The following is a 24,717-nucleotide window of genomic DNA, read 5'->3' as shown; positions in this document are numbered from 1 at the left end:
GCCGCTCATTATTTAAAGTAGAGCTCTTCGTAGTAACGCAGGAATCGGCCGGACTGGGCAATGTTCCAGCCATCAAAGGGTTGTTGCTTGACGACGTTGTACACGAACGCGGCACATGAGTTGTAGCCGTAGTAAGCCTTGGAGGCTTCAGTGGAGCTCAGTCGACCATTGATTTCAAACAGTACCGGGCCTGTATCGGTTTGAATCAACTGGACATTGAAGTGACCGAAGTCCAAGCCTTCTTCAATGAGTGCATTGCCGATATCGAGAAGATACGAGGAGATGCTTTCGTCCACAACGATTTCACCATAGGAGGTGGCACCGTCCGGAGTAAGTGTTCTCTTGAAAATGATGTGGTTAATGTCTTTCGTATAGCGATCGACGTAGCAACCGCACGTGTATTCGTTGCCCGTCAGTAGTTCCTGGACGAGAAAAGACTCGACCTTGATGTTTTCTTCCGCGATCAGCTTCGTGGCTTCAGCAAGGCCCGAAACTTTATAGATGCTGCGAGAAGATGAACTGTGGTTTGGTTTGATTACGATGGGGCCCGAGATATCGCTGGAATTCAGATATTCACTGAGCGAACTGGTCTTCGGGACTCGAATACCGTGGCGCTCCAGCACTGCAGACGTCGAAACCTTGTCCATGCAGATGTCTGTGATATTTGAGGAAAGGGTGGCTGCGCGCAATGTTTCATCACGATACAGCGCGACAGCTGTCAGTTCATGCTGAGTGCCGGAGAATACGATTTGGATGTCATTCTCTTTTACATAGTTTCGCAGGTGACTGTGATACTCGGGGGCAGCCGCCAAGGGAAATATCGGCGTTTTCACTACAGGTGCTGAAGGTAGAGAAAAAAAGCGCCCGGCACCTAGCTCTTCGCTGTTGGCGAAGTGAATGTTCAGGGGCTCACCAAAGTCGTAAAACGCCAATGCCTTATAGATGCTCTGTCCCATCACGGAGCCCGCACCGGTAATCAGAATATTCATTTCTTAGTTAAACCTGTAAATTAATTTCTTCGACATAAGCAGTGAAAGCGCTTTTGAAAGAGTTCCACTGAGGGGCATAGCCTGGCAGAATTGTCGGTCGCATGGTTCGCACATCAAAAGCCGATAGATCGTGTTCTATGGGTTTGTTGATGACTTCCAATCCGGTCAACCCGGCGGCTAATGCCACGATTTCAGCAATGCTGGCAGAGTCAGCGTAGCCAGTGTTTAGCATGCGCGTTGTCGACGCCAGATCAAAGCCGTCTGTCGCGACCCATTTGAGAAGCCGGGCCAGGTCGGCGATATGGATGTACGTCCGTCTTTTAAGACCTGCCCCATATTGAGTGATGCTGGTTTTCTGACGAATACCTTGCTCGATCGCCTTGAAGAAGTTTCCGTGTTTCTGGCCTATGCCAAAGATATCGGCGATTCTCACCGAGACAAAAGGAGCCCTGATCAGATCCTCGAACAGTTTTTCGCCGAACACCTTGGATGCGGAGTAATAATCGTTGCAGCGTAGCGTGTCATTAGTGCGGCAATTCAGCGCGTAGGGGTACACGTTGTTGGTGGAGGCGTAGATCAAGCCACGATGTTTTTCGTTGACCTGTTCAAGCACGAACGTGTCGATCAGAGTGTTTTCAGAAAGGGCGCTGCTGGTGTTGTTCATGTTTGCCGCAAGATGAACAATCAATGAGCCGGCGGGTAGTTTAGCAAAGTCAGTCTCAACAAAGTCTGGAGTCTCGAAAGACTCCAGCAATTTGCTTCCGACATATCCGGTAGATCCGGTTACCGCGATGCGGTAACCGGCTGAATATTTGCATCGGAGATTCATGGTCAGAGACCCGTTCTGACTACTTTCTTCAGCGTCTCTACGATGAACTCTACATCGTTCTTGGTGACGCCCATGTGCATTGGCAGAGAGATCAACTCATTGCTGGCTTGGTGTGCGGCAGGGCATTTGCCGGCACCCGAGCTGTACAGGTGATATTCGGTGTTGTCGCGATAGTGCACGCCTGGGTAGATCTCGTGCTCATTCAGAGCCATCAGTACTTCATCGCGTTTTGCAACACGAACCTGAAACAGGTGGCGAGACGATTCGCAGCCTGGCGAAACCAGGACCGGCTCGATCAGTGCATCGCCGTTCAGGCTTTCCAGATACCAGTCGGCCAGCTGGCGGCGATAGGCGTTATCGCGGTCGAGGTACTTCAGCGAGACCAGACCAATGGCGGCCATGATGGAGTTGCCGTGATATTTGAAGCCCAACTCTTCCACGTCATACTTCCATTTGTAGGCACCCTGGCTGGCGGTACGTGCAAATGTGTCCTTGTTGATCCCGAGCCATGCGAGCTTGCGTGCACGTTCGTCGTCTTCTTTGTCGCGGAAGCAGATCATCCCGGAGTCAGCTGTCGCCAGGTTTTTTACAGCCTGGAAGCTGAATACGGTAACGTCTGCGTCGTGGCCAACGTGCTTGCCATCAACGCGGGTGCCCGCCATGTGAGCTGCGTCCAGAACGACCTTGATGTCGCGATCCTTGCAGAGCTTGAGCACTTTTTCGTACTGGCCCACATTGCCGCCAAGACCGACGAAGATGATCGCCTTGGTCTTGTCGGTGATCTTGCGCTCTACATCGACCGGGTCAAGGCAGAGGTATTCGTCGACATCAGCGAAAACCGGGGTGAGTTCCGCTTGGGCAATCGCGTGGTTGGTCGACACGAAGGTCAGCGGCGTAGTGATGACTTCGGCATCGTCGCCCCAGCCATACTTCGTCTTCATCATGTGGAATGCCAGATGCAGACCAACAGTGTTGGAGCTCAGGAAGTGCGCATGCGGCAAGCCTGTGTATGCTTTCCAGGACTCTTCAAATTCGACAGTCTTGAAGCCCAGACCGGTCCAGCCTTTTTCCAGGCATTCGCGGATGCCTTCAAGGCATTCGTCGACTCGGAAATTTGGAACAAAAAGTTGCGTTGCCACAGTATCACCCCGCGTGATTATTCAAATATTTGTTAATAACGACATCTGGCTCGCCATCCGCGACGATGCTGCCGTGATCGATCCAGATAACTCTATTGCACAGCCTGCGCAGCAGATCGGGCTGATGGGATACGAATACCATGATGCTAGAGCTATCAATGAAATCATGCATGCGTGCCAGTGCCTTATCGATGAATTCTGCATCACCGCCGGCAAAGAGTTCATCAAGAATAAGAATGTCTGGATGAACGGCGGTAGCGATGGCAAAAGCCAGGCGCATGTACATCCCCGTGGAATAGTATTTCACAGGGGTGTCAATGAACTCGGCCAAACCCGTGAACTCAATGATCTCGGGTTCGATCTTTTTAAGCATGGACTTGCTGTAACCAAGAATTGCGCCGTTGAGGTAGATGTTTTCACGACCGCTCAACTCAAGGTTGAAGCCTGCTCCAATTTCCAGTAGAGGGGCAATTCTGCCATTGACCGTTACAGATCCCTCTGTTGCGCAATAGATGCCGCAGATCGCTTTCAGTAGCGTGCTCTTTCCTGCTCCGTTGTGGCCCACAATCCCGATGCGGTCGCCATGAACGATCTCGAGATTGAGGTTTTTAAGTGCACGAAATTCAGTGTATTTGCTTTTCTTGCGTTGCTTCAGCAGACCCGCAAAAAATTCCTTCAGCGACTGTCCTTTGTCATGGTACAGACGGAAGTTTAGATTTAGGTCTTTTATCGAAATACTTGAGTTCATATCGATCACAACTTGAATACTATGTATCGATCATGTTTTTTGAATGTATACACACCAAAAATCATGCTGAGAATTGCCAGTGCCGCAACTTTTGCATAAACATCGGGCCCGGCCAAGGAGCCTTCGTAGATAGGCAGTCGGAAAATTTCAATGAATAGGGTCAGCGGGTTGAGCGCGAAGATCCATCTGTAAGCCTCTGGTACGAAAGAGAGCGGATAGATGATCGGCGTCAGGTAGTAAAGGGCTTGGAGCACTACCCCTACGATATTGGGCAGATCACGGAACGAAACCGTCGCGATGCTCAACGCCAGTCCCAGACCGACTGCAAATGCAAATAGCAGCAGGAAATTCAGCGGCAGTATGAAGAGCGAAGCGGTAAATGGGGCGCCGATGGCAAGGGCAATGATGAACAGGCAGATCGTGCTGAAGACCGCGTCGACCAACAGGCTCACCGATGTGGAAATGACAAATATTTGTTTCGGTATGTGGATTTTCTTGATTAATGATTCGTTGTTCAGCAATGCCTGCATGCCTTGTCCCAGGCAGTTTGAAAACAGCGTGAACGGTACAAGTCCCGAAAACAGGAAGACTGCAAAAGTCTTAAGTGGCCATCTCATGATCATCGAGAAGACGACAGAGGTCACGACCATAGTCAGTAACGGGTTCAATAGCGTCCAGAAAAAGCCGAGTGCGGTCCTTCTGTAACGTATTGTCAATTGCTGCCAAATCAACTGCTTAAGGACTAATTTGTACTGGAATAGCTCTTTAAAAAAAATGCTGAACACTATGTTTGATTCCGAGGCAAAAGGCCAGATTGCAAATTACTCAAAAAAGAGGTCGTCCGTGCATATGGACGGCCTGCCAAGTGTTTCATTGATACCGTTATCTTGAGTGTTGCCTTGGTATCAAAAAATAGATCCATGTCCGCATAGATACTCATGCTCCGGAAGATTGGGGCATGATGCAGTTTGATTTAATTGCTTCGCTGATAGCCTTTTCAGCTTGACGCATGCTCGCACCTCCCTTTCTCTCGGAATTCCGAAATAGCCTGCCTGGACGCCGCGACAGCATACCAGCATGCATCGGTCGAATGAAGCCAGCCACGCATTTCCACGCGGAGCGATAAGTGGTGAAAGCCGCACCGTACGAGAGATCGCTCCCGTTCAGCATGATGCATGCAATGGGTAGGGTATGGCCTCAGAGTGCCATGCCTGCGCATAACCCTTGTAGTGATCATGTCTGATGCCCTGGCGTAAAGGTGTGGAGGTTCTACCTGGGGCGCATTATCCTTGTCCGTTGTAGTTAAAGAGGCTGACCTTTCACGGAAGGTCATGGGGTGATGGCACGCATCTATCAACCCTGCGCGTTTTTTGACGGTATCCATAAAAATAGCTTGATCAGACAGATGCCGGACCCTCGCATTCTCCGGACGAACCGGCTGAGTGCAGTGTTGTTTCAACTGGTGACATTTTTCGGAGCGCAGACGAGTATGAGTTTCTGGTGGTTGTTCGTTGGCGTGGGAGTCACATCGTTCGTGCTCACTGCACTTCTGCGTCAATACGCGCTGGCACGAAGCCTGATGGATATTCCAAATGCTCGGAGTTCTCATTCGGTCGCCACGCCGAGGGGCGGCGGGGTTGCGATTGTGATCGTCTTTCTTTTGGGACTGTGCATTCTGTATACACAATCGCTGATCGGTCTTTCCACCTTTTGCGCGATGGCTTTGGCGGGCCTGGTAGTAGCTGTTATCGGATTTATGGATGACCATGGTCATATTGCCGCGCGCTGGCGGCTTGTCGGGCATTTCTGTGCCGCCATCTGGATGGTGTTTTGGCTCAACAGCCTGGATTCGATCAACCTGTTCGGGCTGAGTGTTCACTTGGGCTGGAGCGGAGCAATCATTGCCCCCATCTATTTAGTGTGGATGCTCAACCTCTACAATTTCATGGACGGTATCGATGGTCTTGCCAGTGTCGAGGCGATCAGTGCGTGTGCAGGCGTTTGCCTGCTTTACGCGCTTGATGATCAATCCGGTTTGATTTGGGCGCCGCTATTGTTGGCCTTGGCGGTCGCAGGTTTTCTTTTCTGGAATTTTCCGCCAGCCAGAATTTTCATGGGCGATGCGGGGAGCGGTTTTCTGGGAATCATTTTAGGTGGTATCACGCTGGTAGCGGCCAGTGTTGATTCCAAGTGGTTCTGGGTGTGGAACATCATGCTAGGTGTCTTTATTGTCGATGCGACGTTCACGTTGTTGCGTCGGTTGGTACGCGGAGACAAAGTTTATGAGGCTCATCGAAGTCATGCTTATCAGTACGCCTCTCGCCTCTATGGCAAACACTTGCCAGTGACTCTTGGGGTCTTGTTGATCAATGTGCTCTGGTTACTGCCTTTGGCTTTTTCGATCGTGTATTTTGATTTCGATGGTGCAGCAGTTTTGACAATCGCGTACGCGCCACTTTTGTTGATTGCCATCAAATACCGCGCCGGTCAGTTGGAGCATCCTGTTCAGAATGCGTAGCTCATAATACATTTGACTGCACAGTCTACGAATTCCCGTAAAATGCCAATGCATCGTTGTCAGGGACAGGGCTATTCGGTTGAGGATTATGGATAAGATACGAGCGTTCTTGTTGGGATTGCCGAGACGGCAGAAGCGTCTCATTCAGGTCGCTACGGACATTTTTCTGGTCTGGATGGCGTTGTGGCTGGCGTTCATGGTTCGCCTCGGGATTGACGATATGTACAATCCTTTGCGGATTCATTTCTGGCTTTTCGCCTGCGCGCCCGTGATTGCGGTGCCTCTTTTCATACGCTTCGGTATGTATCGCGCGGTGATGCGTTATTTCGGTAACGATGCACTTATCGCGATCATAAAGGCCGTGAGTCTTTCCGCCTTGATCCTGGCGCTCGTGGTGTTCTGGTACAGCAATCACGAAGCCGTTGTCCCGCGCTCGATCATTTTCAACTATTGGTGGCTGAGCCTGGTGATCATCGGTGGGCTGCGCTTGTGCATGCGCCAGTATTTCATGGGCGACTGGTTTACTGCCGCGCAGCACGTGCCCTTTACCAGTCGCGATGATGGCCTCACCAAAGTCGCGATCTACGGCGCAGGTGTCGCGGGTAATCAGCTCGTCGCCGCGTTGCGAATGGGCCGTGTCATGCGACCTGTCGCGTTCATAGACGATGACTCCAGCATCAGCGACAGGTCAATTTCTGGCCTGCAAGTCTATAAGCCGAAACATATCCAGCAAATGATCGATGTCACAGGGGCTCAGGAAATTCTTCTCGCGCTTCCTTCATCAACCCGAGCGCGCCGAAGAGAGATTCTCAATCTGCTTGAGGGTTTTCCTCTTCATGTGCGCAGTGTGCCCAATTTCACCGATCTGGCGAGTGGCAGAGTCAAAGTGGAGGATATCCAGGAAGTCGATATCGCGGATTTGCTTGGTCGTGATTCGGTGCCGGCCCAACCGGACTTGCTTGAGCGCTGCATCAAGGGCAAGACGGTAATGGTGACCGGCGCAGGAGGATCGATCGGCTCCGAACTCTGCCGTCAGATCTTTGCGTTGGGGCCAACGACTCTCCTGCTGTTCGAGCATAGCGAATTCAATCTTTACAGCATTCTGACGGAGTTGGAGCAGCGTGGTTGCAGAGAGTCCGTTCCCGTACGGTTGCTGCCGATCCTCGGGTCGATTCGTCAGCCGGAAAAGTTGCTCGATGTGATGAAAACCTGGAAGGTTGATACGGTTTATCACGCAGCCGCCTACAAACACGTACCGATGGTCGAACACAACATCGCCGAAGGCGTTCTTAACAATGTTATTGGTACGCTCAACACGGCGCAGGCCGCCTTGCAGTCCGGTGTTTCCAACTTTGTATTGATCTCGACCGACAAAGCTGTGCGCCCGACCAATGTCATGGGTAGCACCAAGCGTTTAGCCGAACTGATACTTCAGGCCTTGAGCCGTGAGGTGGCTCCGGTGTTGTTCGGTGATAAGGCCAATGTGTCCCGTGTCAATAAAACCCGCTTTACCATGGTGCGGTTCGGCAACGTCCTGGGATCCTCCGGTTCCGTTATTCCGCTGTTTCATAGCCAGATCAAATCGGGTGGGCCGCTGACGGTTACTCATCCCAAAATTACCCGCTACTTCATGACTATCCCTGAATCCGCGCAACTGGTCATTCAGGCCGGTTCCATGGGGCAAGGCGGCGATGTGTTTGTGCTGGATATGGGCGAGCCGGTAAAAATCGTTGAACTGGCAGAGAAAATGATCCATCTGTCAGGTTTGAGCGTTCGATCCGAGCGTAATCCGCATGGCGACCTGTCTATCGAGTTCACCGGTTTGCGACCTGGTGAAAAGCTCTACGAAGAGCTGTTGATCGGTGACAATGTCGCCGCGACGTCACATCCGATGATCATGACTGCCAATGAAGATCATCTGCCGTGGGAGGCACTCAAAGCCAAATTGACCGAGCTGCTCGTAGCTGTGGATAACGATGACTATTCCCGCGTCCGCTTGCTCCTGCGGGAAACCGTCAGTGGCTACACCCCCGACGGCGAGATCGTCGACTGGATCTACCAGCAGCGCCGTCTCGAACCCTGATTGTTTCACATCCTGTAACGCACGTATTTTTGACATCGCTCCACCATGACCTACGTTTGAAGAGCAGCTTCGGAAAAGCTGCTTTCTCAAACGATGATGGAGCGTCACTAATGCGTACCGGTTACTTCTATTCTCTGATCTTTGCTTTCCTCACCAGCGCCTCGATCGCCGCTATTGCCGCGCCTGTTGCGCCAGCGGAGTCGCCAAAGGCGCCTTTGGTGATGGATACAGCGGCACCGTCCCATATTGCGAAAGTCGATCTCAATGATGCCGACGCGGCGACGCTGCAAAAGGAACTGGCTGGAGTGGGTGAGGCCAAGGCGAAAGCGATTGTTGCCTATCGTGAAACAAACGGGCCGTTTTCATCGGTAGATGAGTTGCTGGAAGTGAAGGGTATCGGCAAGGCGATTCTGGATCGCAATCGCGACAAGCTGGAAGTCAACTAAGCTTACTGTTCAACGCCAAGGGGGCCGGTCTTAGACCGGCCTTTTTCATTTGGCGCAGTGCTTGGCTGCGGGTAGCAGTGGAGAGGGCACCCGTCGGACGATTTAAAATTACGGCTATCATATTGCCTTTAGATTATGCCTATAATAATTCGCCAGGACGTCGAGCCGACACGTCTCATCGGCGACTTCCTTCATCAAGCATTCCAGGAGCACTCTCATGAATTCCGCACACTCCCAAGGTACTGCTCTCGTTACCGGCGCATCGTCCGGTATCGGTGCGGTTTACGCTCAGCGCCTGGCGGCGCGTGGCTTTGACCTGCTGCTGGTTGCCCGTGACAAGGATCGTCTGGAAAGCGCTGCGGGCCAGTTGCGTGATGCCCATGGCGTTCAGGTTGAAGTGCTCAAGGCCGATCTGACGCAGAAGGATGACGTGCTCAAACTCGAACAACGCCTGCGCAGCGATTCCAGCATCAGCTTGCTGGTCAATAACGCCGGTGTGGCGGCGGACGGATTGCTGGCCAACGCCGATATGGACCAGTTGGAGCGGTTGATCCAGCTGAACATCACCGCCGTCACGCGCCTGGCATCGGCGGCCGCCGCCAGTTTCGCCAAGGCCGGTCGTGGCACGATCATCAATATCGCCTCGGTGGTGGCGCTGTTTCCGGAACGCTTCAACGCTACCTACAGCGCCAGCAAAGCTTATGTACTGAGCCTGACCCAGTCGCTGAACACTGAGCTCGAAGGCACCGGCGTGCAGATCCAGGCCGTGCTGCCCGGTGTAACCCGCACTGAAATCTGGGAGCGCTCCGGTATCGATGCCAGTGGCATTCCGGCAGAAATGGTCATGGAGGCTGGCGAGATGGTCGATGCGGCGCTGGCCGGTCTGGAGCAGGGCGAGTTGATCACCATTCCTTCGCTGCCTGACGCAGGCGAATGGCACGCCTTTGTTGCGGCTCGCCATGTGATGGCGCCGAATCTTTCCCGCAGTTCCGCAGCCCAGCGCTACAAGTCCGGCAATTGAATTGATCAGAGGTCACTACGGTATGGATTCGCGTCGAATAGTCGTCACGGGCATGGGCCTGGTTTCACCCTTGGGTAGCGATCTCGAAGTCGTCTGGCAGCGTTTGCTGGCCGGGCGCTCCGGCCTGCGTAACTTGCCTGAGACGGTGGTTGCTGATTTGCCCACGCGAGTCGGTGGCACGGTGCCGACGCTGGAAGAGGACGCCGAAGCCGGTTTCGATCCGGATCGCGCCACGCCGCCGAAGGAGCAGAAGAAGATGGACCGCTTCATTCTGTTTGCCATGGAGGCTGCCCGACAGGCGCTGGAGCAGGCTGACTGGCATCCGTCGGAAAGCAAAAGCCAGGAACGTACAGCAACGATCATCGGCTCAGGTGTCGGTGGTTTCGGTGCGATTGCCGACGCCGTACGCACCACCGACAGTCGTGGCCCTCGGCGTCTGTCACCGTTCACCATTCCCTCTTTTCTGGTCAATCTCGCGGCAGGGCACGTGTCCATTCAACACAGCCTCAAGGGGCCTTTGGGCGCACCCGTGACGGCGTGCGCTGCGGGTGTTCAAGCGATTGGCGATGCGGCGCGATTAATCCGCGCCGGTGAAGCGGATATTGCCGTGTGCGGCGGGGCAGAAGCGGCAATCGATCGAGTCAGCCTGGCCGGTTTCGCGGCGGCGCGAGCACTGTCCAGTGGCTACAACGACACCCCGCAACGCGCGTCACGGCCGTTCGACAGCGGTCGCGATGGTTTCGTGATGGGCGAGGGCGCGGGGCTGCTGGTGATCGAATCTCTGGAACATGCCCTGGCCCGGGGTGCGAAGCCGTTGGCGGAACTGGTCGGTTATGGCACCAGCGCTGACGCCTATCACCTGACGGCCGGGCCTGAAGATGGCAGTGGTGCGCGGCGGGCGATGACGCTGGCACTGGCGCAGGCAGGTATCGAGCCGGATCAGGTACAGCATCTCAATGCGCATGCGACGTCGACCCCGGTGGGCGATCTCGGCGAACTGGCGGCGATCAAAGCGTTGTTCGGTACGCAGAATAAAATCGCCGTGACCTCGACCAAATCTGCTACTGGGCATTTGCTCGGCGCTGCCGGCGGGCTTGAAGCCATTTTCACACTGTTGGCCATTCGTGATCAGGTCGTTCCGCCGACGCTGAACTTCGACAATCCTGATCCGGCAAGCGCAGGTGTAGACATCGTCCATGGCCAGGCGCGGCCAATGTCGATCGAATATGCACTGTCCAATGGTTTCGGGTTTGGCGGGGTCAATGCCAGTGTGTTGTTCAAGCGCTGGCAGGCTTAATCCCGGTTCTTGAGGTGATCGCGGGTGACATCGAGGATGCGTTGCGCAAACCCGGCATCCGCGACGCTGCGCGACAGCAGCAGCGCGCCGACCAGTGTCGACATGATGACGATAGCGCGGTCAGCGCTGTTTTCGCCTTCGAGGCTGTTTTCGATCTGCTCCAGCCGAGCATTGAGGACCACGTCACTGGTGGGGCTCGGTTGGCCGCGCAGGCCCAGTTCGGAAGAAATGGTCAGCAATGGGCAGCCTTCATGCGGCGACGTTTGATGCCATTCCGACAGGTACGTCTCGATGAAGACATCGAGCGGGTTGTCCTGGGCAAAAATCTCGGCACATAACCCGTCGACCTGGTTGCCGGCCTCTTGCAAGGCCTTCTCGACCAACTCGTCCTTGGATTTGAAATGTGAGTAGAAACCGCCATGGGTCAAACCCAGCGCTTTCATCAAGGGTTGCAGACCTGTAGCGCCGATTCCGTCCTTGCGAAAGCGTGCCGAAGCCTCCTTGATAATGCGCTGATGGGTCTGGGCTTTATGGTCCTGCGAGTAACGCATCTGGAACTCTCCGCAACAATGTCCCCATCTTAACCAAGGAAAATTAAATGGTGACTGTACTTCTACTTCTTAAAAGCGTGCAGATAGGTCCAGTGGCTATAAAAAGCACAAACCCCGCCGATCAGGCGGGGTTGTGTTCAACGGTCTTGTGCGTCTTTGGCATCCGCTTCGGCATTGCGTTGAGCAACGCGTCGGCGTTCTTCATCGGTCAGATCGACCTTGTTGGCGGTGTCGCGCAACATCATTAATCCGCCGACGATCGAGCCGATTGCAACCACCAGAATCAACCAGGCATACCAGGGCATAACGGCTCTCCTTAAGGGCAGGTCGACGGGCGAGGATTTCGCCGTGCGACGCTGCATACCACGTTTGAGCGAAGTGACTTCGCAGTGGTTCCATTCTAGGCCGCTTGCACCCGGTTCACCCGAAATCCCCTCAATTGCCCGTCAGCATCGCATCGGCCGGTGCGTTGGCGCGCAGTTGCCCGGTGAGCAGGAAGTAGCCGAAACCGACTGCCATGAAACCGAGGAAGATCAACCCGATCAGCGCGTTGAACCACGCCATCGCCACCAGACACACCACCGCCAGCACCAATGCAATCAGTGGAATCAACGGGTAGCACGGCGCGCGGAAAGTGCGTTCCAGATTCGGCTCCGATTTACGCAGTTTGAACAGGCTGAGCATGCTCATGATGTACATCACGATGGCGCCGAAAACGGCCATGGTGATCATCGCAGCGGTGAGCGTCATGCCGCCGAGGTTGATCAGCCCGTCGCTGTAAATCGCGGCAATGCCGATGATGCCGCCGACAATGATCGCCCGGTGCGGCGTCTGGAAGCGCGACAATTTTGCCAGCGAAGCCGGCAGGTAACCGGCGCGGGCCAGAGCGAAGAACTGACGCGAGTAGCCGAGGATGATCCCATGGAAACTCGCAACCAGACCGAACAGGCCGATCCACACCAGCATGTGCAGCCAGCCGGAGTTGTCGCCAACCACGGTTTTCATCGCTTGCGGCAGCGGGTCGTTGATATTGGCCAGAGTGCGCCAGTCGCCGACACCGCCGGCAAAGAACATCACGCCCATTGCCAGCAACACCAGGGTCAGGATGCCGCTGATGTAGGCCTTGGGAATCGTGCGCTTCGGATCCTTGGCTTCTTCGGCGGCCATCGCCGCGCCTTCAATGGCGAGGAAGAACCAGATCGCAAACGGAATGGCCGCGAACATTCCGGCAATCGCTGGTGCACCAAACACATCCGACCCCGCCCAGCCATTCAGGGCGAAGTTGCTGAAGCTGAACGCCGGCGCGACCACACCCATGAATACCAGCAACTCGGCTACCGCCAATACGCAGACGATCAACTCAAAGGTCGCGGCCAGTTTCACTCCGAGAATGTTCAAGCCCATAAAGACAATATAGGCGCCGACCGCTGCGTGTTTCGGATCGAGTGCCGGAAACTGCACATTGAGGTAAGCGCCAATGGCCAGGGCAATGGCCGGTGGGGCGAAGACGAATTCGATCAACGTCGCCAGGCCTGCAATCAATCCGCCTTTTTCACCAAAGGCACGACGGCTGTAGGCAAACGGCCCACCCGCATGGGGAATCGCGGTGGTGAGTTCGGTGAAGCTGAATATGAAGCAGGTGTACATGGTCGCGACCATGAACGAGGTCACCAGGAACCCCAGCGTCCCGGCCACGCCCCAGCCGTAACTCCAGCCGAAATACTCCCCGGAAATCACCAGCCCTACGGCGATGCCCCACAGATGCAACGTGCCCAGTGTGGGTTTGAGTTGTGTGTTCATGCGCTTGCTCCCTGAACGGTTTGGAAAGCTCGGGGGAGGGCGTTTGCAGTGGCCGTGCCATTGCTGTGAAACAAGTCGTAATGAGTTGAAAGCTGTCGTATCGGGGATGTTCGCGGTGGGATAGCTGTTTTTTGTGCGCCAGTTGGGTGCGATGTTGACGGTTATGCCGTCTTCGCGAGCAGGCTCGCTCCCACCATTTGCAATGCATTCCCCTGTGGGAGCGAGCTTGCTCGCGAAAGCGCCAGCCCAAACAACACAAAGCTCAGCTGTAACGCCAGCATAAACCCACTCTTTACGCTTTCTTTATGCCTAGCCAGACCCCTCGCTCTCGTTCCTTTACAGCCTCCTTTCCGACAATGCCTCCACACGCGGCAATACGCCGTAACACGGAGATCTTCCATGAGCGTTCTGGACGGGGTGTCACTGCTGTTGGCAGTGGGGCTGTTCATTTATCTGTTGGTTGCGCTGTTGCGCGCGGATCGGAACTAGGAGCGGCTATGCACAGTTATGACTATTGGCTGATCCTCGGGTTTTTTGCGTTGGTCTTGCTACCGGCGCCGTTCCTCGGGCGCTTCTACTACAAAGTGATGGAAGGTCAGCGCACTTGGCTGACGCCGGTTCTCGGCCCGGTCGAGCGCGGTTGCTATCGCATCGCCGGGGTCGACCCGCAGGCTGAACAGAGCTGGCAGAAATATACGCTCGCGCTGCTGGCTTTCAACCTCGCCGGTTTCCTGCTGTTGTTCGCGATTCTGTTGTTTCAGGATCACTTGCCACTGAACCCGCAGAACCTGCCGGGGCAGGAATGGACCCAGGCGTTCAACACCGCGGTCAGTTTCATGACCAACACCAACTGGCAGTCCTACAGCGGTGAAGCGACTCTCAGCTACCTGAGCCAGATGGTCGGCCTCACCGTGCAGAACTTTGTCAGCGCCGCCACCGGCCTCGCCGTGCTGGTTGCGCTGTGCCGTGGCATCGGCCGCAAATCGACGAAAACCCTCGGCAACTTCTGGGTCGACATGACCCGCGCCACCCTCTACGGCCTGTTGCCGCTGTGCCTGTTGCTGGCGCTGTATCTGGTCTGGCAGGGCGTGCCGCAAACCTTCGCACAATATGTGAATACCGTGACGATGCAGGGCGTCGATCAAGTGATCCCGCTCGGCCCGGCGGCCAGTCAGATTGCGATCAAGCAACTGGGCACCAACGGTGGCGGTTTCTTCGGCGTCAACTCGGCGCACCCGTTCGAGAACCCGACCGCGTGGAGCAACCTGTTCGAAGTCGCTTCGATCATTCTGATCCCGGTGGCGCTGGTGTTCACCTTTGGCCATTACGTCAAGGACCTGCGTCAGAGCCGTGCGATCATCGCCTGCATGCTGGCGCTGTTCCTGATCGGCGGCGCGACGTCGCTGTGGGCTGAATACCAACCGAACCCGACGCTGAACAACGCTGCCGTCGAACAGACCGCGCCGCTGGAAGGTAAAGAAGCGCGCTTCGGCACCACCGCTACCGTGCTGTGGTCGGTGACCACCACGGCCGCCTCGAACGGTTCGGTCAACGGCATGCACGACAGCCTCAACCCGCTCAGCGGCATGGTGGCGCTGGTCAACATGATGGTCGGCGAAGTGATCTTCGGCGGCGTCGGTGCCGGGCTCTACGGCATGTTGCTCAACGTGCTGATCGCGGTGTTCCTCGCCGGTCTGATGATTGGCCGTACGCCGGAATACCTCGGCAAGAAACTCCAGGCGCGTGAGGTGCAATTGCTGGTGGTGACTTTGCTGGTGATGCCGGTTGGCGTGCTGGTCCTCGGTGCGATTGCCGCAGCGGTTCCCAGTGCTGCGGCGACCATCAGCAACCCCGGCCCGCACGGTTTCAGCCAGTTGCTTTATGCCTACACCTCGGCGAGCGCCAACAACGGCTCGGCGTTCGGTGGACTGAGCGCGAACACGCCGTTCCATAACCTGATGCTCGGCCTGGGCATGTTGATCGGTCGCTTCGGTTACATCCTTCCGGTTCTGGCCTTGGCCGGCAGTCTGGCGATGAAGAAAACCGCACCGATCGGCCAGAACAGCTTCCCCACCCACGGCCCGCTGTTCGTGACCCTGTTGACCGTGACCATTTTGCTGGTGGGCGGCCTGACCTTTCTGCCGACTCTGGCGCTCGGCCCGATTGCCGAACACCTGAGCATGGGCTTCTGAGGACTGAATGATGAATATGCCCGCAATCAAACCCGCTGCCGTCAAAGCACCGGAACAAGCGAAAACCGCGATCTCGGCGCTGTGGCGGCCGGCGCTGGTGCAAGCTTTCGTCAAGCTCGACCCACGGCAACTGAAACGGTCGCCGGTGATGTTGGTGGTTGAGCTGAAGGCGATTTTCACCACCGTGCTGTGCTTCATTCCCGACGCCGACGTGCCGACCTTAGTCGCCGCGCAAATTGCGTTGTGGCTGTGGTTCACCGTGCTGTTCGCCAACTTCGCCGAAGCCTTGGCCGAAGGTCGCGGCAAGGCGCGCGCCGACAGCCTCAAGGCCGGCAGTGAAGGCCTCAGCGCACGACGCAAACTGGCCAACGGCAGCTTTCAAGTGGTGCCGGCAGCGAGCCTGCGCAAGGGTGATGTGGTGCGCGTCGAAGCAGGGGAAATGATCCCTGGTGACGGTGAAGTCATCGAAGGCATCGCGGCGGTCAACGAAGCGGCGATCACTGGTGAATCGGCGCCGGTGATTCGTGAGTCCGGTGGCGACCGTTCGGCCGTTACCGGCAATACACGACTGGTGTCCGACTGGCTGCTGGTGCAGATCACCGCCAATCCCGGTGAGTCCACTCTCGATCGCATGATTGCGCTGGTCGAAGGCGCCAAACGCCAGAAGACCCCGAACGAAGTGGCGCTGGATATTCTGCTGATCGGCCTGACGTTGATCTTTCTGCTGGTGGTGGTGACCCTGCAACCGTTCGCCCATTTCGCCAACGGCAGTTTGCCGCTGGTGTTTCTGGTAGCGCTGTTGGTTACGCTGATTCCGACCACCATTGGCGGTTTGCTGTCGGCGATCGGTATCGCCGGGATGGATCGTCTGGTGCGTCTGAATGTGATCGCCAAGTCTGGTCGCGCAGTGGAAGCGGCGGGTGATGTGCATGTGCTGTTGCTCGACAAGACCGGCACCATCACCTTCGGCAACCGTCGCTGCAGTGCGGTGTATGCCGCGCCGGGTGTGACTGGTCGCGAGCTGGCCGAAGGTGCGCTGTTCGCTTCTTTGGCCGACGAAACCGCTGAAGGTAAATCCATCGTTGAGTACTTGCGCGGTCTGCATCCACAACCTGAGCCGGCGCCGGAAACCTTGACCGCCGTGCCGTTCAGCGCTGAAACCCGTTTGTCCGGTGTCGACTATCAGGGCCGTGTCTACCGTAAAGGTGCAGTGGATTCGCTGTTGAGTTTCCTTGGCCAGAAACGCTCGGACCTGGCTCCGGCGCTGTCGCGGGAAATCGACAAGATCGCGCAGAGCGGCGGTACGCCATTGCTGGTCTGCGCCGACGGTAAATTGCTTGGTGCGATCCATCTCAAAGACGTGGTCAAACCAGGCATCCGCGAGCGTTTTGCCGAACTGCGCAAACTCGGTATTCGCACTGTGATGGTCACTGGCGACAACCCGCTGACCGCTGCCGCGATTGCTGCTGAAGCGGGCGTCGATGACGTCCTCGCGGAGGCCACGCCGGAGAAAAAACTCGCACGTATTCGTCACGAGCAAAACGACGGTCGTCTGGTCGCGATGTGCGGCGACGGCGCCAACGACGCGCCGGCGCTGGCCCAGGCTGACGTCGGCATGGCGATGAACGACGGCACACAAGCAGCACGCGAAGCGGCAAACATGGTCGACCTCGACAGCGACCCGACCAAGCTGCTCGACGTGGTGCAGATCGGCAAGGAATTGCTGGTGACTCGCGGCGCGCTGACGACCTTTTCCATCGCCAACGACGTCGCCAAATACTTCGCAATTCTGCCGGCACTGTTCGCCTCGATTTATCCGCAACTGGGCGTGCTCAACATCATGCAGTTGACCAGTCCGCAGAGTGCGATTCTCTCGGCCATTGTCTTCAACGCCTTGATCATCGTCGTGCTGATTCCGCTGGCGCTGCGTGGTGTGCGCGTGCAGGCGGCGAGTGCGGCGGCGTTGTTGCGACGCAATCTGTTGATCTATGGATTGGGCGGGATTCTGGTGCCGTTTGTGGGGATCAAGGCGATCGACATGCTGCTCACGGCGATGCATCTGGTGTGAGGCTGATATCGCAGCCCCTCACCCTAACCCTCTCCCGGAGGGAGAGGGGACTGACCGAGGTGGTTACGAGAGTTGCACCGACCTGAAATATCGAGCCGAACTCAGGTTTTGAAAAGCACAGAGATCGGCTCCCTTTCCCTTCGCGAACTTAAGGGAGAGGGGACTGACCGAGGTGTTTACGGGAGTACATCGACCTGAAATACCGAGCCGAACTCAGGTTTTGAAAAGCACACAAATCGGCTCCCTTTCCCCCTCGCCCCCTTGGGGGAGAGGGCTGGGGTGAGGGGGAAAAGATCTCCCTGACACCCCACCAAAGTTTGCCCAACGAATTCGAGGATTTTGAAATGTCCACAATGATACGTCCCGCCCTCAGCCTGCTGGTGCTGATGACCCTGGTCACTGGCGTCGCCTATCCACTGGTGGTAACCGGTGTCGCGCAAGTCGCGTTCCCTGCTCAAGCCAACGGCAGCCTGGTGCACGACGCCGACGGTAAAGTCCGTGGCTCGTCACTGATCGCCCAGGATTTTGTCGGCGATGCCTGGTTCCATCCACGTCCCTCCGCCGGTGCGTTTGCAACGGTTTCCAGCAGCGCAAGCAACCTGGCACCGAGCAATCCGGCACTCGCCACGCGGGTGATCGATGATGCCAATAAATTGCAGGTGCCCGGTCAGGGCCCGGTGCCACTGGCCTTGCTGACCACCTCTGGCAGCGGCCTCGATCCACACTTGCCACCGGCGGCGATTGCCTATCAACTGGCGCGTGTTGCGGCGGCGCGAAATCTGCCGGTATCGAGGGTGCAGCAACTGCTCGATGCGCACATCGAACAGCCGCTGGTAGGGCCGCCGGTGGTGAATGTGCTGGCGCTGAACATGGCACTGGAAAAACTGTAGATCGGTGGCGTGGCCATTCGCGAGCAGGCTCGCTCCCACAGGGATACGCGTTCCAAATGTGGGAGCGAGCCTGCTCGCGAAGAGCACCGAAAGAACACCGCATACACATCAGGAAGAGAGAGCATCAAGCATGAGCGACTCCGGCCGCGCCGACGCGCTGTTAGCAGACCTGCCCCGAGACGGCCGTGGCCGCCTGAAGGTTTTCCTTGGCGCCGCCCCCGGTGTCGGCAAAACCTACGCCATGCTCCAGGCCGCCCACACGCAACTTCGTCAGGGCGTGAAAGTCCTCGCCGGGGTGGTCGAAACCCACGGTCGCGCCGAAACCGAAGCGCTGCTCGGCGGCTTGCCGCAGCAACCGCTGGTGCGCTCGGAATACCGTGGCGTGATGCTCGAAGAAATGGACCTCGACGGCATTCTCGCGGCAAGACCGAAGCTTGTGCTGGTCGATGAACTGGCCCACAGCAATGCGCCCGGCAGCCGCCACGCCAAACGCTGGCAAGACATTCAGGAACTGCTCGCCGCCGGCATCGACGTGTTCACCACGGTCAACGTCCAGCACCTGGAAAGCCTCAACGATCAGGTGCGCGGCATCACCGGTGTGCAAGTGCGCGAAACCCTGCCGGACTGGGTGCTGCAAGAAGCCTACGAACTGCTGCTGATCGACCTGCCGCCGCGCGAATTGCTCGAGCGTCTGCGTGAAGGCAAGGTTTACGTACCGGAGCAGGCGCGCGCGGCGATCGATGCGTTTTTCACCCAGACCAACCTCACCGCTTTGCGCGAACTGGCGATGCAAACCGCCGCCGCTCAAGTCGACAATGATCTCGCCCAAGGCTATCGCCAACTCGGTCAGGCCGCCCCGGCAGTGCGTGGGCGATTGCTGGTCGGCGTCGATGGCGACCAACAGGCCGAACGCCTTGTGCGCCATGCCAGTCGCGTTGCCCAGCGCCGCCATTTGCCGTGGAGTCTGGTGCACGTCGACAACGGCACCGTACGCGACGAACAATCGCGGTTGCGCCTGCAAAGCGCTCAGCAATTGGCCGAACGCCTGGGCGGCGAGGTGGTTTTACTGCGCGCCGGTGAGGTCGCCAGAACCCTGATCCAGCATGCCGCCGAGCGCCGCGCGAGTCTGGTCCTGGTCGGGCAGTCCCGGCCACGTCTGCGCCGTCGTCTGTTCGGTGGCGGTCTCGCAGCGCGTTTGCTGCGCCAGGCCCACGGACTGGAAATCAACGTCCTCGACAGCGATCAGCAACAGCATCAACCGCGCCCGCGCAACGCGCTGACACTGGTGTGGTTCGACTATGCGCTGGCGCTGGTCGCCACCGTGTTGGCCAGTGCTCTGGCGTGGGCGGTGTCGAGTGTGTTACCACTGCCGAACATCTCGCTGGTGTTCCTCGCGGCCGTGTTGCTGGTCGCGGTGCGCAGCAGTCTCGGCCCGGCGCTGGCCTGTGCCGCGTTGTCGTTTCTGACCTATGACTTTCTGTTCATTCCGCCGAATTTCTCTTTCAGCATTCAGCGCGAAGAAGACGTGCTGACCCTGCTGTTTTTCCTGCTGATGGCGGCGCTCACCGGCAACCTCGCGGCGCGTCAGCGTCGGCAATTGCAGGCTTTGCGCGATACCCAGGAAGAGACCAGCGAACTGCTCGACCTGTCGCGCAAACTCACCGCCGCTACCGATCGCCAAGCCGTGGTCAGTGCCGCCGCGCAACACCTCAACGGCTGGAGCGATCTGCAACTGTGCCTGCTCAACCGCGACAGCCAGGGCGGCTGGAAAGTCGAGACCGGCGGGCCGTTGCAATTCACCGAAGCCGAACGCGCCGCCGCCGATTGGGCCTGGCAACACGATCAACCGGCGGGCATGGGCACCGGCACGTTGCCATTCGGGCGTTGGTGGTGGTGGCCGTTGTCGGTCGAGGATGGGCCGCTGGCGCTGCTCGGCGTGTGTGCCAAGGAAGGCCAGACCTTGAGCGGCCAGCGCCGACGTCTGCTGACCGCGTTGAGCCAGCCGCTCGCCCAAGCGCTGGCTCGTGCGCAATTGGCGGACGATCTGGAAGCCGCGCGCCTGCACGGTGAAACCGAACAACTGCGCAGTGCGTTGCTGGCCTCTGTGTCCCACGACTTGCGCACGCCGCTGACCGCCATGCGCGGCAGCATCGACAGCCTGTTGGCCCTCGGCGAAGCGATCCCGCTGGAGGATCGCCGTGAACTGCTCGAAGGCACTCGCGATGAAGCCGAACGCCTCGACCGCTACATCCAGAATCTGCTCGACATGACGCGCCTCGGCCACGGCGCGCTGAAGCTGGCACGGGACTGGGTGTCGCCGGCCGACATCATCGGCAGTTCGCTCAACCGCCTGCGCGCGGTGCTCGCGCCGTTGCAGGTCAGTACCGATGTGCCGGCGGAGTTACCGCTGTTGTTCGTGCATGCCGCGCTGATCGAGCAGGCGCTGGTCAACGTGATGGAAAACGCAGCGCGTTTTTCACCCGTTCACGGTCGCTTGCAACTCAGAGCAGGAGCGAATGACGAGGAGATTTTCTTCTCGGTCAGCGACGAAGGACCAGGGATTCCCGAGGATGAACGGGCGAAGATTTTCGACATGTTCTACACCGCTGCCCGCGGTGATCGCGGCGGCCAGGGCACCGGCCTCGGCCTGGCGATCTGTCAGGGCATGGTCGGTGCGCACGGCGGTCGCATCAGCGTCGCCGACGGCATCGACGGACGCGGCACCTGCATCACCTTGCACTTGCCGTTGCAGACGCAACCGGGGATGGACGATGAAGGCTGAGTCTGACTGCGCTACTCTCTTGCCACTCTTTTGTGTTGATGTGAATTCATGAGCCAGACCGCGACCATTTTGGTCATCGACGACGAGCCGCAGATCCGCAAGTTCCTGCGCATCAGCCTCGCTTCCCAAGGCTACAAAGTGCTCGAGGCCGGCACCGGTGCGGAAGGGTTGGCGCAGGCCGCGCTGAACAAGCCGGACTTGCTGGTGCTCGACCTCGGCTTGCCGGATATGGACGGCCACCAAGTGCTGCGCGAGTTTCGCGAATGGGCCACGGCCCCGGTATTGGTGTTGTCGGTGCGTGCCAGCGAAGGGCAGAAAGTCCAGGCGCTGGATGGCGGCGCCAATGACTACGTGACCAAGCCGTTCGGCATTCAGGAGTTTCTCGCGCGGGTGCGTGCGTTGTTGCGTCAGGCGCCGGCAGGGGAAGCGCAACAGGCGGCGCTGAGCTTTGGCCCGTTGACGGTCGATCTGGCCTATCGGCGGGTGCTGCTCGACGGCGTCGAGGTGGCGCTGACTCGCAAGGAGTACGCGGTGCTGGCGCAACTGGCGCGGCATCCGGGGCGAGTGATTACCCAGCAGCAATTGCTCAAGGATATCTGGGGACCGACACACACCGAGGACAGCCATTATTTGCGGATTGTGGTGGGGCATTTGCGGCAGAAACTGGCGGATGATCCGACGCGGCCGCGGTTTATCGTGACAGAGGCGGGGGTTGGGTATCGTCTGCTGAGCGAGAACGGCCTGTAGTTTTGTATTGGCCGATCTGGCGCTTTCGCGAGCAAGCTCGCTCCCACAGGGGAGTGCATTCCAATTGTGGGAGCGAGCTTGCTCGCGAAGAGGCCCTCAAATTCAATGAAGAATTTTAGCCAGTCATCCCTGCTCACTGTCATACCGATCCAGCGTATCCCGCGCAATCTCCCGCCCCAGCGCGATCAACTCCGGCGCCTTGTAAAACTCGAAAAACCGGCACACCCGCTTTGGCACGTTGATCAGGATATCCGGCGGATACCCGGCAATCTTGTACTGCGCCAGCGAGGTCTGCATCACCTCGAAACTCTGGTTGATCAAATCCAGCAGCGAGGCCGGCCCGACGTTATCGATGATGAACGAACCGGTCGCCGATTTCGGTGCGCCTTCACGCTCGGGCGCGGCCGCCGGTTGTTGGCTTTCCGGCTCGGCGCCGTCCAGCCAGGGATTGATGTCCGCCGCTTCGGCGCGCAGCGCTTCCTGCTCGAGCCGCAACAGTTGCTCGGCCTGTGTTCGGCGGAACGGCATCTTCGACCCCAGCGAACTGATCAGGCTGTCGAAGCGCGAGCGGAACGCGGCCGGGCGCTGGATCACCGGCAATTTGTAATGACGCTGGTTGGTCGAGTTGAGATTGACCGCAATGATCAGATCACAGTGGCTCGACACCACTGGCACGATCGGCAACGGGTTGAGAATGCCGCCGTCGACCAGCATGCGATTGCCTTGCATCACTGGCGTGAACAGACTCGGAATCGCCGCCGAGGCGCGCATCGCCTGATGCAGGCAGCCTTCCTGAAACCAGATTTCCTGCTGATTGGTGAGGTCAGCGGCGACGGCGGTGTAGGGGATGCGCAAGTCTTCGATGTTGATCTCGCCGACGATCTTGCGGATCTGCCCGAAGACTTTTTCGCCGCGAATCGCGCCGAGTCGGAAACTCACGTCCACCAGCCGCAACACATCCAGATAGTCCAGACTTTCGATCCAGTTCTTGTAGACGTCGAGCTTGTCGGCGGCGTAGATCCCGCCAACCACCGCGCCCATCGAACACCCGGCAATGCAGGCGATGTCGTAACCGCGTCGTTCGATCTCTTCAATGACTCCGATATGGGCATAACCCCGGGCGCCACCGGAGCCCAGCACCAGTGCGACACGCTTTTTCATCAAACTTCCTCCCGACAAGGTTGCACAATGCACCCATCGTCGGGCTGGCTCAATCGCCGAGGTCGTTGAGTGCGCCGGTGACGTCGTTTTTTCGATACTGCATGACCCTTCAGCGCTATCCTTCTCAGTTGCGCGGTTTCACCCGCCGGCGAGGCACTTTTTCGCAGCCAGGCCGTCTTACCTGCACGACTGTTGACCTATTTTGAGGTGTGAGTGATGAAAGCCTGGATCTGTGTGCCGTTGATGGCTCTGGCATTGGCCGGTTGCGCCGGTAAAACCGCTTACCGCGACAGCTGCGGCAGCCAGCTCGACGCTGCCTGGCATGAGCTGGATCTGGCCAAGGCCGAAGGCTTTGCCGGCACCGTCAGCTACTCCAAAGCGTTGTCGCTGCTGACCGCCGCCAAGACCCAGCAACAATTCGAGGGTTTCGAAGGTTGCAGCAAGAAAGCCGAGAAGGCGCGTTTCTACATTCGCGAATCCCGCGCCGGCCGCTAAGCTGCTGACGTGAAGCAAGGAGGCTCCGGTCACTGGGCGGCAGCCTGTTCTTCAGAGCCATTTGAATCAGGAGCAAGTGATGTCTGCGTTGGTTGACCGTTTGGTGGCTCATGTCCTGAGTCTGGAGGTGCGGCTGCTGGCCTGTCAGGCGCGATTGACGGCACGTACCGACCCCGAAGCACTGCACGATCTGCGCACCACGGTGCGGCGCTTGCGCAGCCTGTTGCGTCCATTGCGCGGTTTGCCCGGTGTCGAGCAACTGGAAGATGCCGCCTCGGCGGTCGGCCAATTGACCACACCGTGGCGTGATCGCGAGGTGCTTGCTGCGTACCTGCTCAAGCATGATCAGCCTGAAGCCGCGCAACGACGCATGGCGCAAATGGCCGAAGCCTATCCGGCGCTGGCGGCGAGTGCCGAAGTGGCTTCGCTGCTGATGATTCTCGACGCTTTCCCGCGTTTCCTGCGCGCCTCCCAGCGCCAGGGCTTGCTCAAGGGTTTGGCCAAACGAATCGAAAAACGCTTGGGCAAGCAATGGCAGAAACTTGATGAGGCGCTGCACGATCCGGCCCACGACCGCCATCGCCTGCGCCTGCTGATCAAGCGCGTGCGTTATGGCATCGAAGCCTATCCCGAACTGGACCGCTTGCCCGAAGCGGCGCTGGCGCGATTGAAATCAGCCCAAGGTGCGTTGGGCGACTGGCACGATTGCTGGCAGTGGCTGGCGAAAGCCGGGCTGGAGGCGGATCTGCAGCCCTGTGTCGCGACTTGGCAGGCGACCATGATTACCGCTGAAATCAAAGCCGATCGCGTGCTCGAAAAACTTAGTAGCTCCTGCTTCAAATAATCCTGAATTCACCACACCCCATGTGGGAGCGAGCTTGCTCGCGAATGCGTTCTGTCAGGCGGTACATTTTTACCTGACACACCGCCTTCGCGAGCAAGCTCGCTCCCACAGGGTGTT

Annotated in this window: 22 protein-coding genes; 13 read left to right on the top strand and 9 right to left on the bottom strand. The window is 57.8% G+C overall.

The features are described from left to right. Positions 1–8 precede the first annotated feature (8 nt). The 5 genes from ACZ0A4_RS15310 to ACZ0A4_RS15290 are packed head-to-tail and all read right to left on the bottom strand — an operon-like array spanning position 9 to position 4,490. Positions 9–989 (bottom strand): ATP-grasp domain-containing protein, encoded by a 981-nt coding sequence (locus tag ACZ0A4_RS15310; protein WP_463575426.1) that lies wholly within the window; start codon positions 987–989, stop codon positions 9–11. Positions 990–996: 7 nt separating this feature from the next. After that, positions 997–1,818, bottom strand: a complete 822-nt coding sequence (locus ACZ0A4_RS15305) for an NAD-dependent epimerase/dehydratase family protein (RefSeq protein ID WP_463575424.1) — start codon at positions 1,816–1,818, stop codon at positions 997–999. A gap of 2 nt (positions 1,819–1,820) precedes the next feature. Beyond that, positions 1,821–2,957 carry a DegT/DnrJ/EryC1/StrS family aminotransferase gene (locus tag ACZ0A4_RS15300; RefSeq protein WP_463575423.1) on the bottom strand — a complete coding sequence of 379 codons (1,137 nt, stop codon included), beginning with the start codon at positions 2,955–2,957 and terminating at the stop codon, positions 1,821–1,823. 4 nt (positions 2,958–2,961) lie between these two features. Beyond that, positions 2,962–3,705, bottom strand: coding sequence for an ABC transporter ATP-binding protein (locus tag ACZ0A4_RS15295; protein WP_463575421.1), 744 nt, complete (start codon positions 3,703–3,705; stop codon positions 2,962–2,964). A 5-nt stretch (positions 3,706–3,710) separates the two neighbouring features. Further along, complete coding sequence (locus ACZ0A4_RS15290) at positions 3,711–4,490, bottom strand: ABC transporter permease (protein ID WP_463575420.1); 780 nt, start codon at positions 4,488–4,490, stop codon at positions 3,711–3,713. A gap of 704 nt (positions 4,491–5,194) precedes the next feature. Here ACZ0A4_RS15290 and ACZ0A4_RS15285 point away from each other — a divergent pair. The 5 genes from ACZ0A4_RS15285 (at position 5,195) to fabF (ending at position 11,070) form a co-directional block, all read left to right on the top strand. Next, positions 5,195–6,223, top strand: coding sequence for an MraY family glycosyltransferase (locus ACZ0A4_RS15285; protein WP_463577559.1), 1,029 nt, complete (start codon positions 5,195–5,197; stop codon positions 6,221–6,223). A gap of 88 nt (positions 6,224–6,311) precedes the next feature. Further along, positions 6,312–8,306 (top strand): polysaccharide biosynthesis protein, encoded by a 1,995-nt coding sequence (locus ACZ0A4_RS15280; RefSeq protein ID WP_463575419.1) that lies wholly within the window; start codon positions 6,312–6,314, stop codon positions 8,304–8,306. Between the two features lie 110 nt (positions 8,307–8,416). After that, positions 8,417–8,752 carry a ComEA family DNA-binding protein gene (locus ACZ0A4_RS15275; protein WP_463575417.1) on the top strand — a complete coding sequence of 112 codons (336 nt, stop codon included), beginning with the start codon at positions 8,417–8,419 and terminating at the stop codon, positions 8,750–8,752. Positions 8,753–8,969: 217 nt separating this feature from the next. After that, the gene (locus ACZ0A4_RS15270; protein ID WP_463575416.1) at positions 8,970–9,773 is read left to right on the top strand and encodes an SDR family NAD(P)-dependent oxidoreductase; all 804 of its coding nucleotides are present in this window, start codon (positions 8,970–8,972) and stop codon (positions 9,771–9,773) included. Positions 9,774–9,795: 22 nt separating this feature from the next. Then, complete coding sequence (gene fabF / locus ACZ0A4_RS15265; protein ID WP_463575415.1) at positions 9,796–11,070, top strand: beta-ketoacyl-ACP synthase II; 1,275 nt, start codon at positions 9,796–9,798, stop codon at positions 11,068–11,070. Here fabF and ACZ0A4_RS15260 read toward each other — a convergent pair. The 3 genes from ACZ0A4_RS15260 to eat all read right to left on the bottom strand — a co-directional run bounded on the left by ACZ0A4_RS15260 (position 11,067) and on the right by eat (position 13,421). After that, positions 11,067–11,621 carry a TetR/AcrR family transcriptional regulator gene (locus ACZ0A4_RS15260; RefSeq protein ID WP_463575414.1) on the bottom strand — a complete coding sequence of 185 codons (555 nt, stop codon included), beginning with the start codon at positions 11,619–11,621 and terminating at the stop codon, positions 11,067–11,069. The genes fabF and ACZ0A4_RS15260 overlap by 4 nt on opposite strands. Positions 11,622–11,758: 137 nt before the next feature. Beyond that, on the bottom strand, positions 11,759–11,926 hold the full coding sequence (locus ACZ0A4_RS15255; protein ID WP_007908505.1) for a DUF2897 family protein: 168 nt from the start codon (positions 11,924–11,926) through the stop codon (positions 11,759–11,761). Between the two features lie 130 nt (positions 11,927–12,056). Further along, a complete protein-coding gene (gene eat / locus ACZ0A4_RS15250; RefSeq protein ID WP_007908507.1) occupies positions 12,057–13,421 on the bottom strand; it encodes an ethanolamine permease in 1,365 nt (454 codons plus the stop codon). A gap of 399 nt (positions 13,422–13,820) precedes the next feature. Between eat and kdpF the strand changes: the two genes are divergently transcribed. From kdpF to ACZ0A4_RS15220, 6 genes are all read left to right on the top strand, one after another. Beyond that, positions 13,821–13,910 carry a K(+)-transporting ATPase subunit F gene (kdpF, locus tag ACZ0A4_RS15245; RefSeq protein ID WP_007899818.1) on the top strand — a complete coding sequence of 30 codons (90 nt, stop codon included), beginning with the start codon at positions 13,821–13,823 and terminating at the stop codon, positions 13,908–13,910. 8 nt (positions 13,911–13,918) lie between these two features. Then, the gene (kdpA, locus tag ACZ0A4_RS15240; RefSeq protein WP_463575413.1) at positions 13,919–15,613 is read left to right on the top strand and encodes a potassium-transporting ATPase subunit KdpA; all 1,695 of its coding nucleotides are present in this window, start codon (positions 13,919–13,921) and stop codon (positions 15,611–15,613) included. Positions 15,614–15,623: 10 nt separating this feature from the next. Further along, entirely contained in the window at positions 15,624–17,681 is a 2,058-nt protein-coding gene (kdpB, locus tag ACZ0A4_RS15235; protein WP_463575412.1) for a potassium-transporting ATPase subunit KdpB, read from the top strand. Positions 17,682–18,025: 344 nt separating this feature from the next. Further along, on the top strand, positions 18,026–18,571 hold the full coding sequence (kdpC, locus tag ACZ0A4_RS15230) for a potassium-transporting ATPase subunit KdpC (protein WP_463575411.1): 546 nt from the start codon (positions 18,026–18,028) through the stop codon (positions 18,569–18,571). Positions 18,572–18,701: 130 nt separating this feature from the next. Then, positions 18,702–21,353, top strand: coding sequence for a DUF4118 domain-containing protein (locus ACZ0A4_RS15225; RefSeq protein ID WP_463575410.1), 2,652 nt, complete (start codon positions 18,702–18,704; stop codon positions 21,351–21,353). Between the two features lie 48 nt (positions 21,354–21,401). Next, positions 21,402–22,100 carry a response regulator gene (locus ACZ0A4_RS15220; protein ID WP_463575409.1) on the top strand — a complete coding sequence of 233 codons (699 nt, stop codon included), beginning with the start codon at positions 21,402–21,404 and terminating at the stop codon, positions 22,098–22,100. A 123-nt stretch (positions 22,101–22,223) separates the two neighbouring features. Here the strand turns inward: ACZ0A4_RS15220 and ACZ0A4_RS15215 are convergent, their stop codons facing one another. Continuing rightward, positions 22,224–23,261, bottom strand: coding sequence for a patatin-like phospholipase family protein (locus tag ACZ0A4_RS15215; protein WP_463575408.1), 1,038 nt, complete (start codon positions 23,259–23,261; stop codon positions 22,224–22,226). 216 nt (positions 23,262–23,477) lie between these two features. Here ACZ0A4_RS15215 and ACZ0A4_RS15210 point away from each other — a divergent pair, with 216 nt between their 5' ends. Together ACZ0A4_RS15210 and ACZ0A4_RS15205 are read left to right on the top strand one after the other, a co-directional pair. Then, the gene (locus ACZ0A4_RS15210; RefSeq protein WP_007908543.1) at positions 23,478–23,756 is read left to right on the top strand and encodes a hypothetical protein; all 279 of its coding nucleotides are present in this window, start codon (positions 23,478–23,480) and stop codon (positions 23,754–23,756) included. A 79-nt stretch (positions 23,757–23,835) separates the two neighbouring features. Further along, complete coding sequence (locus ACZ0A4_RS15205) at positions 23,836–24,600, top strand: CHAD domain-containing protein (protein WP_463575407.1); 765 nt, start codon at positions 23,836–23,838, stop codon at positions 24,598–24,600. The last annotated feature ends 117 nt before the right edge of the window (positions 24,601–24,717 follow it).

This window comes from Pseudomonas sp. AC172 (assembly GCF_979258595.1).
Note: the sequence above shows the minus strand (reverse complement) of the source record. Positions and strands in the feature narration are given on the sequence as shown.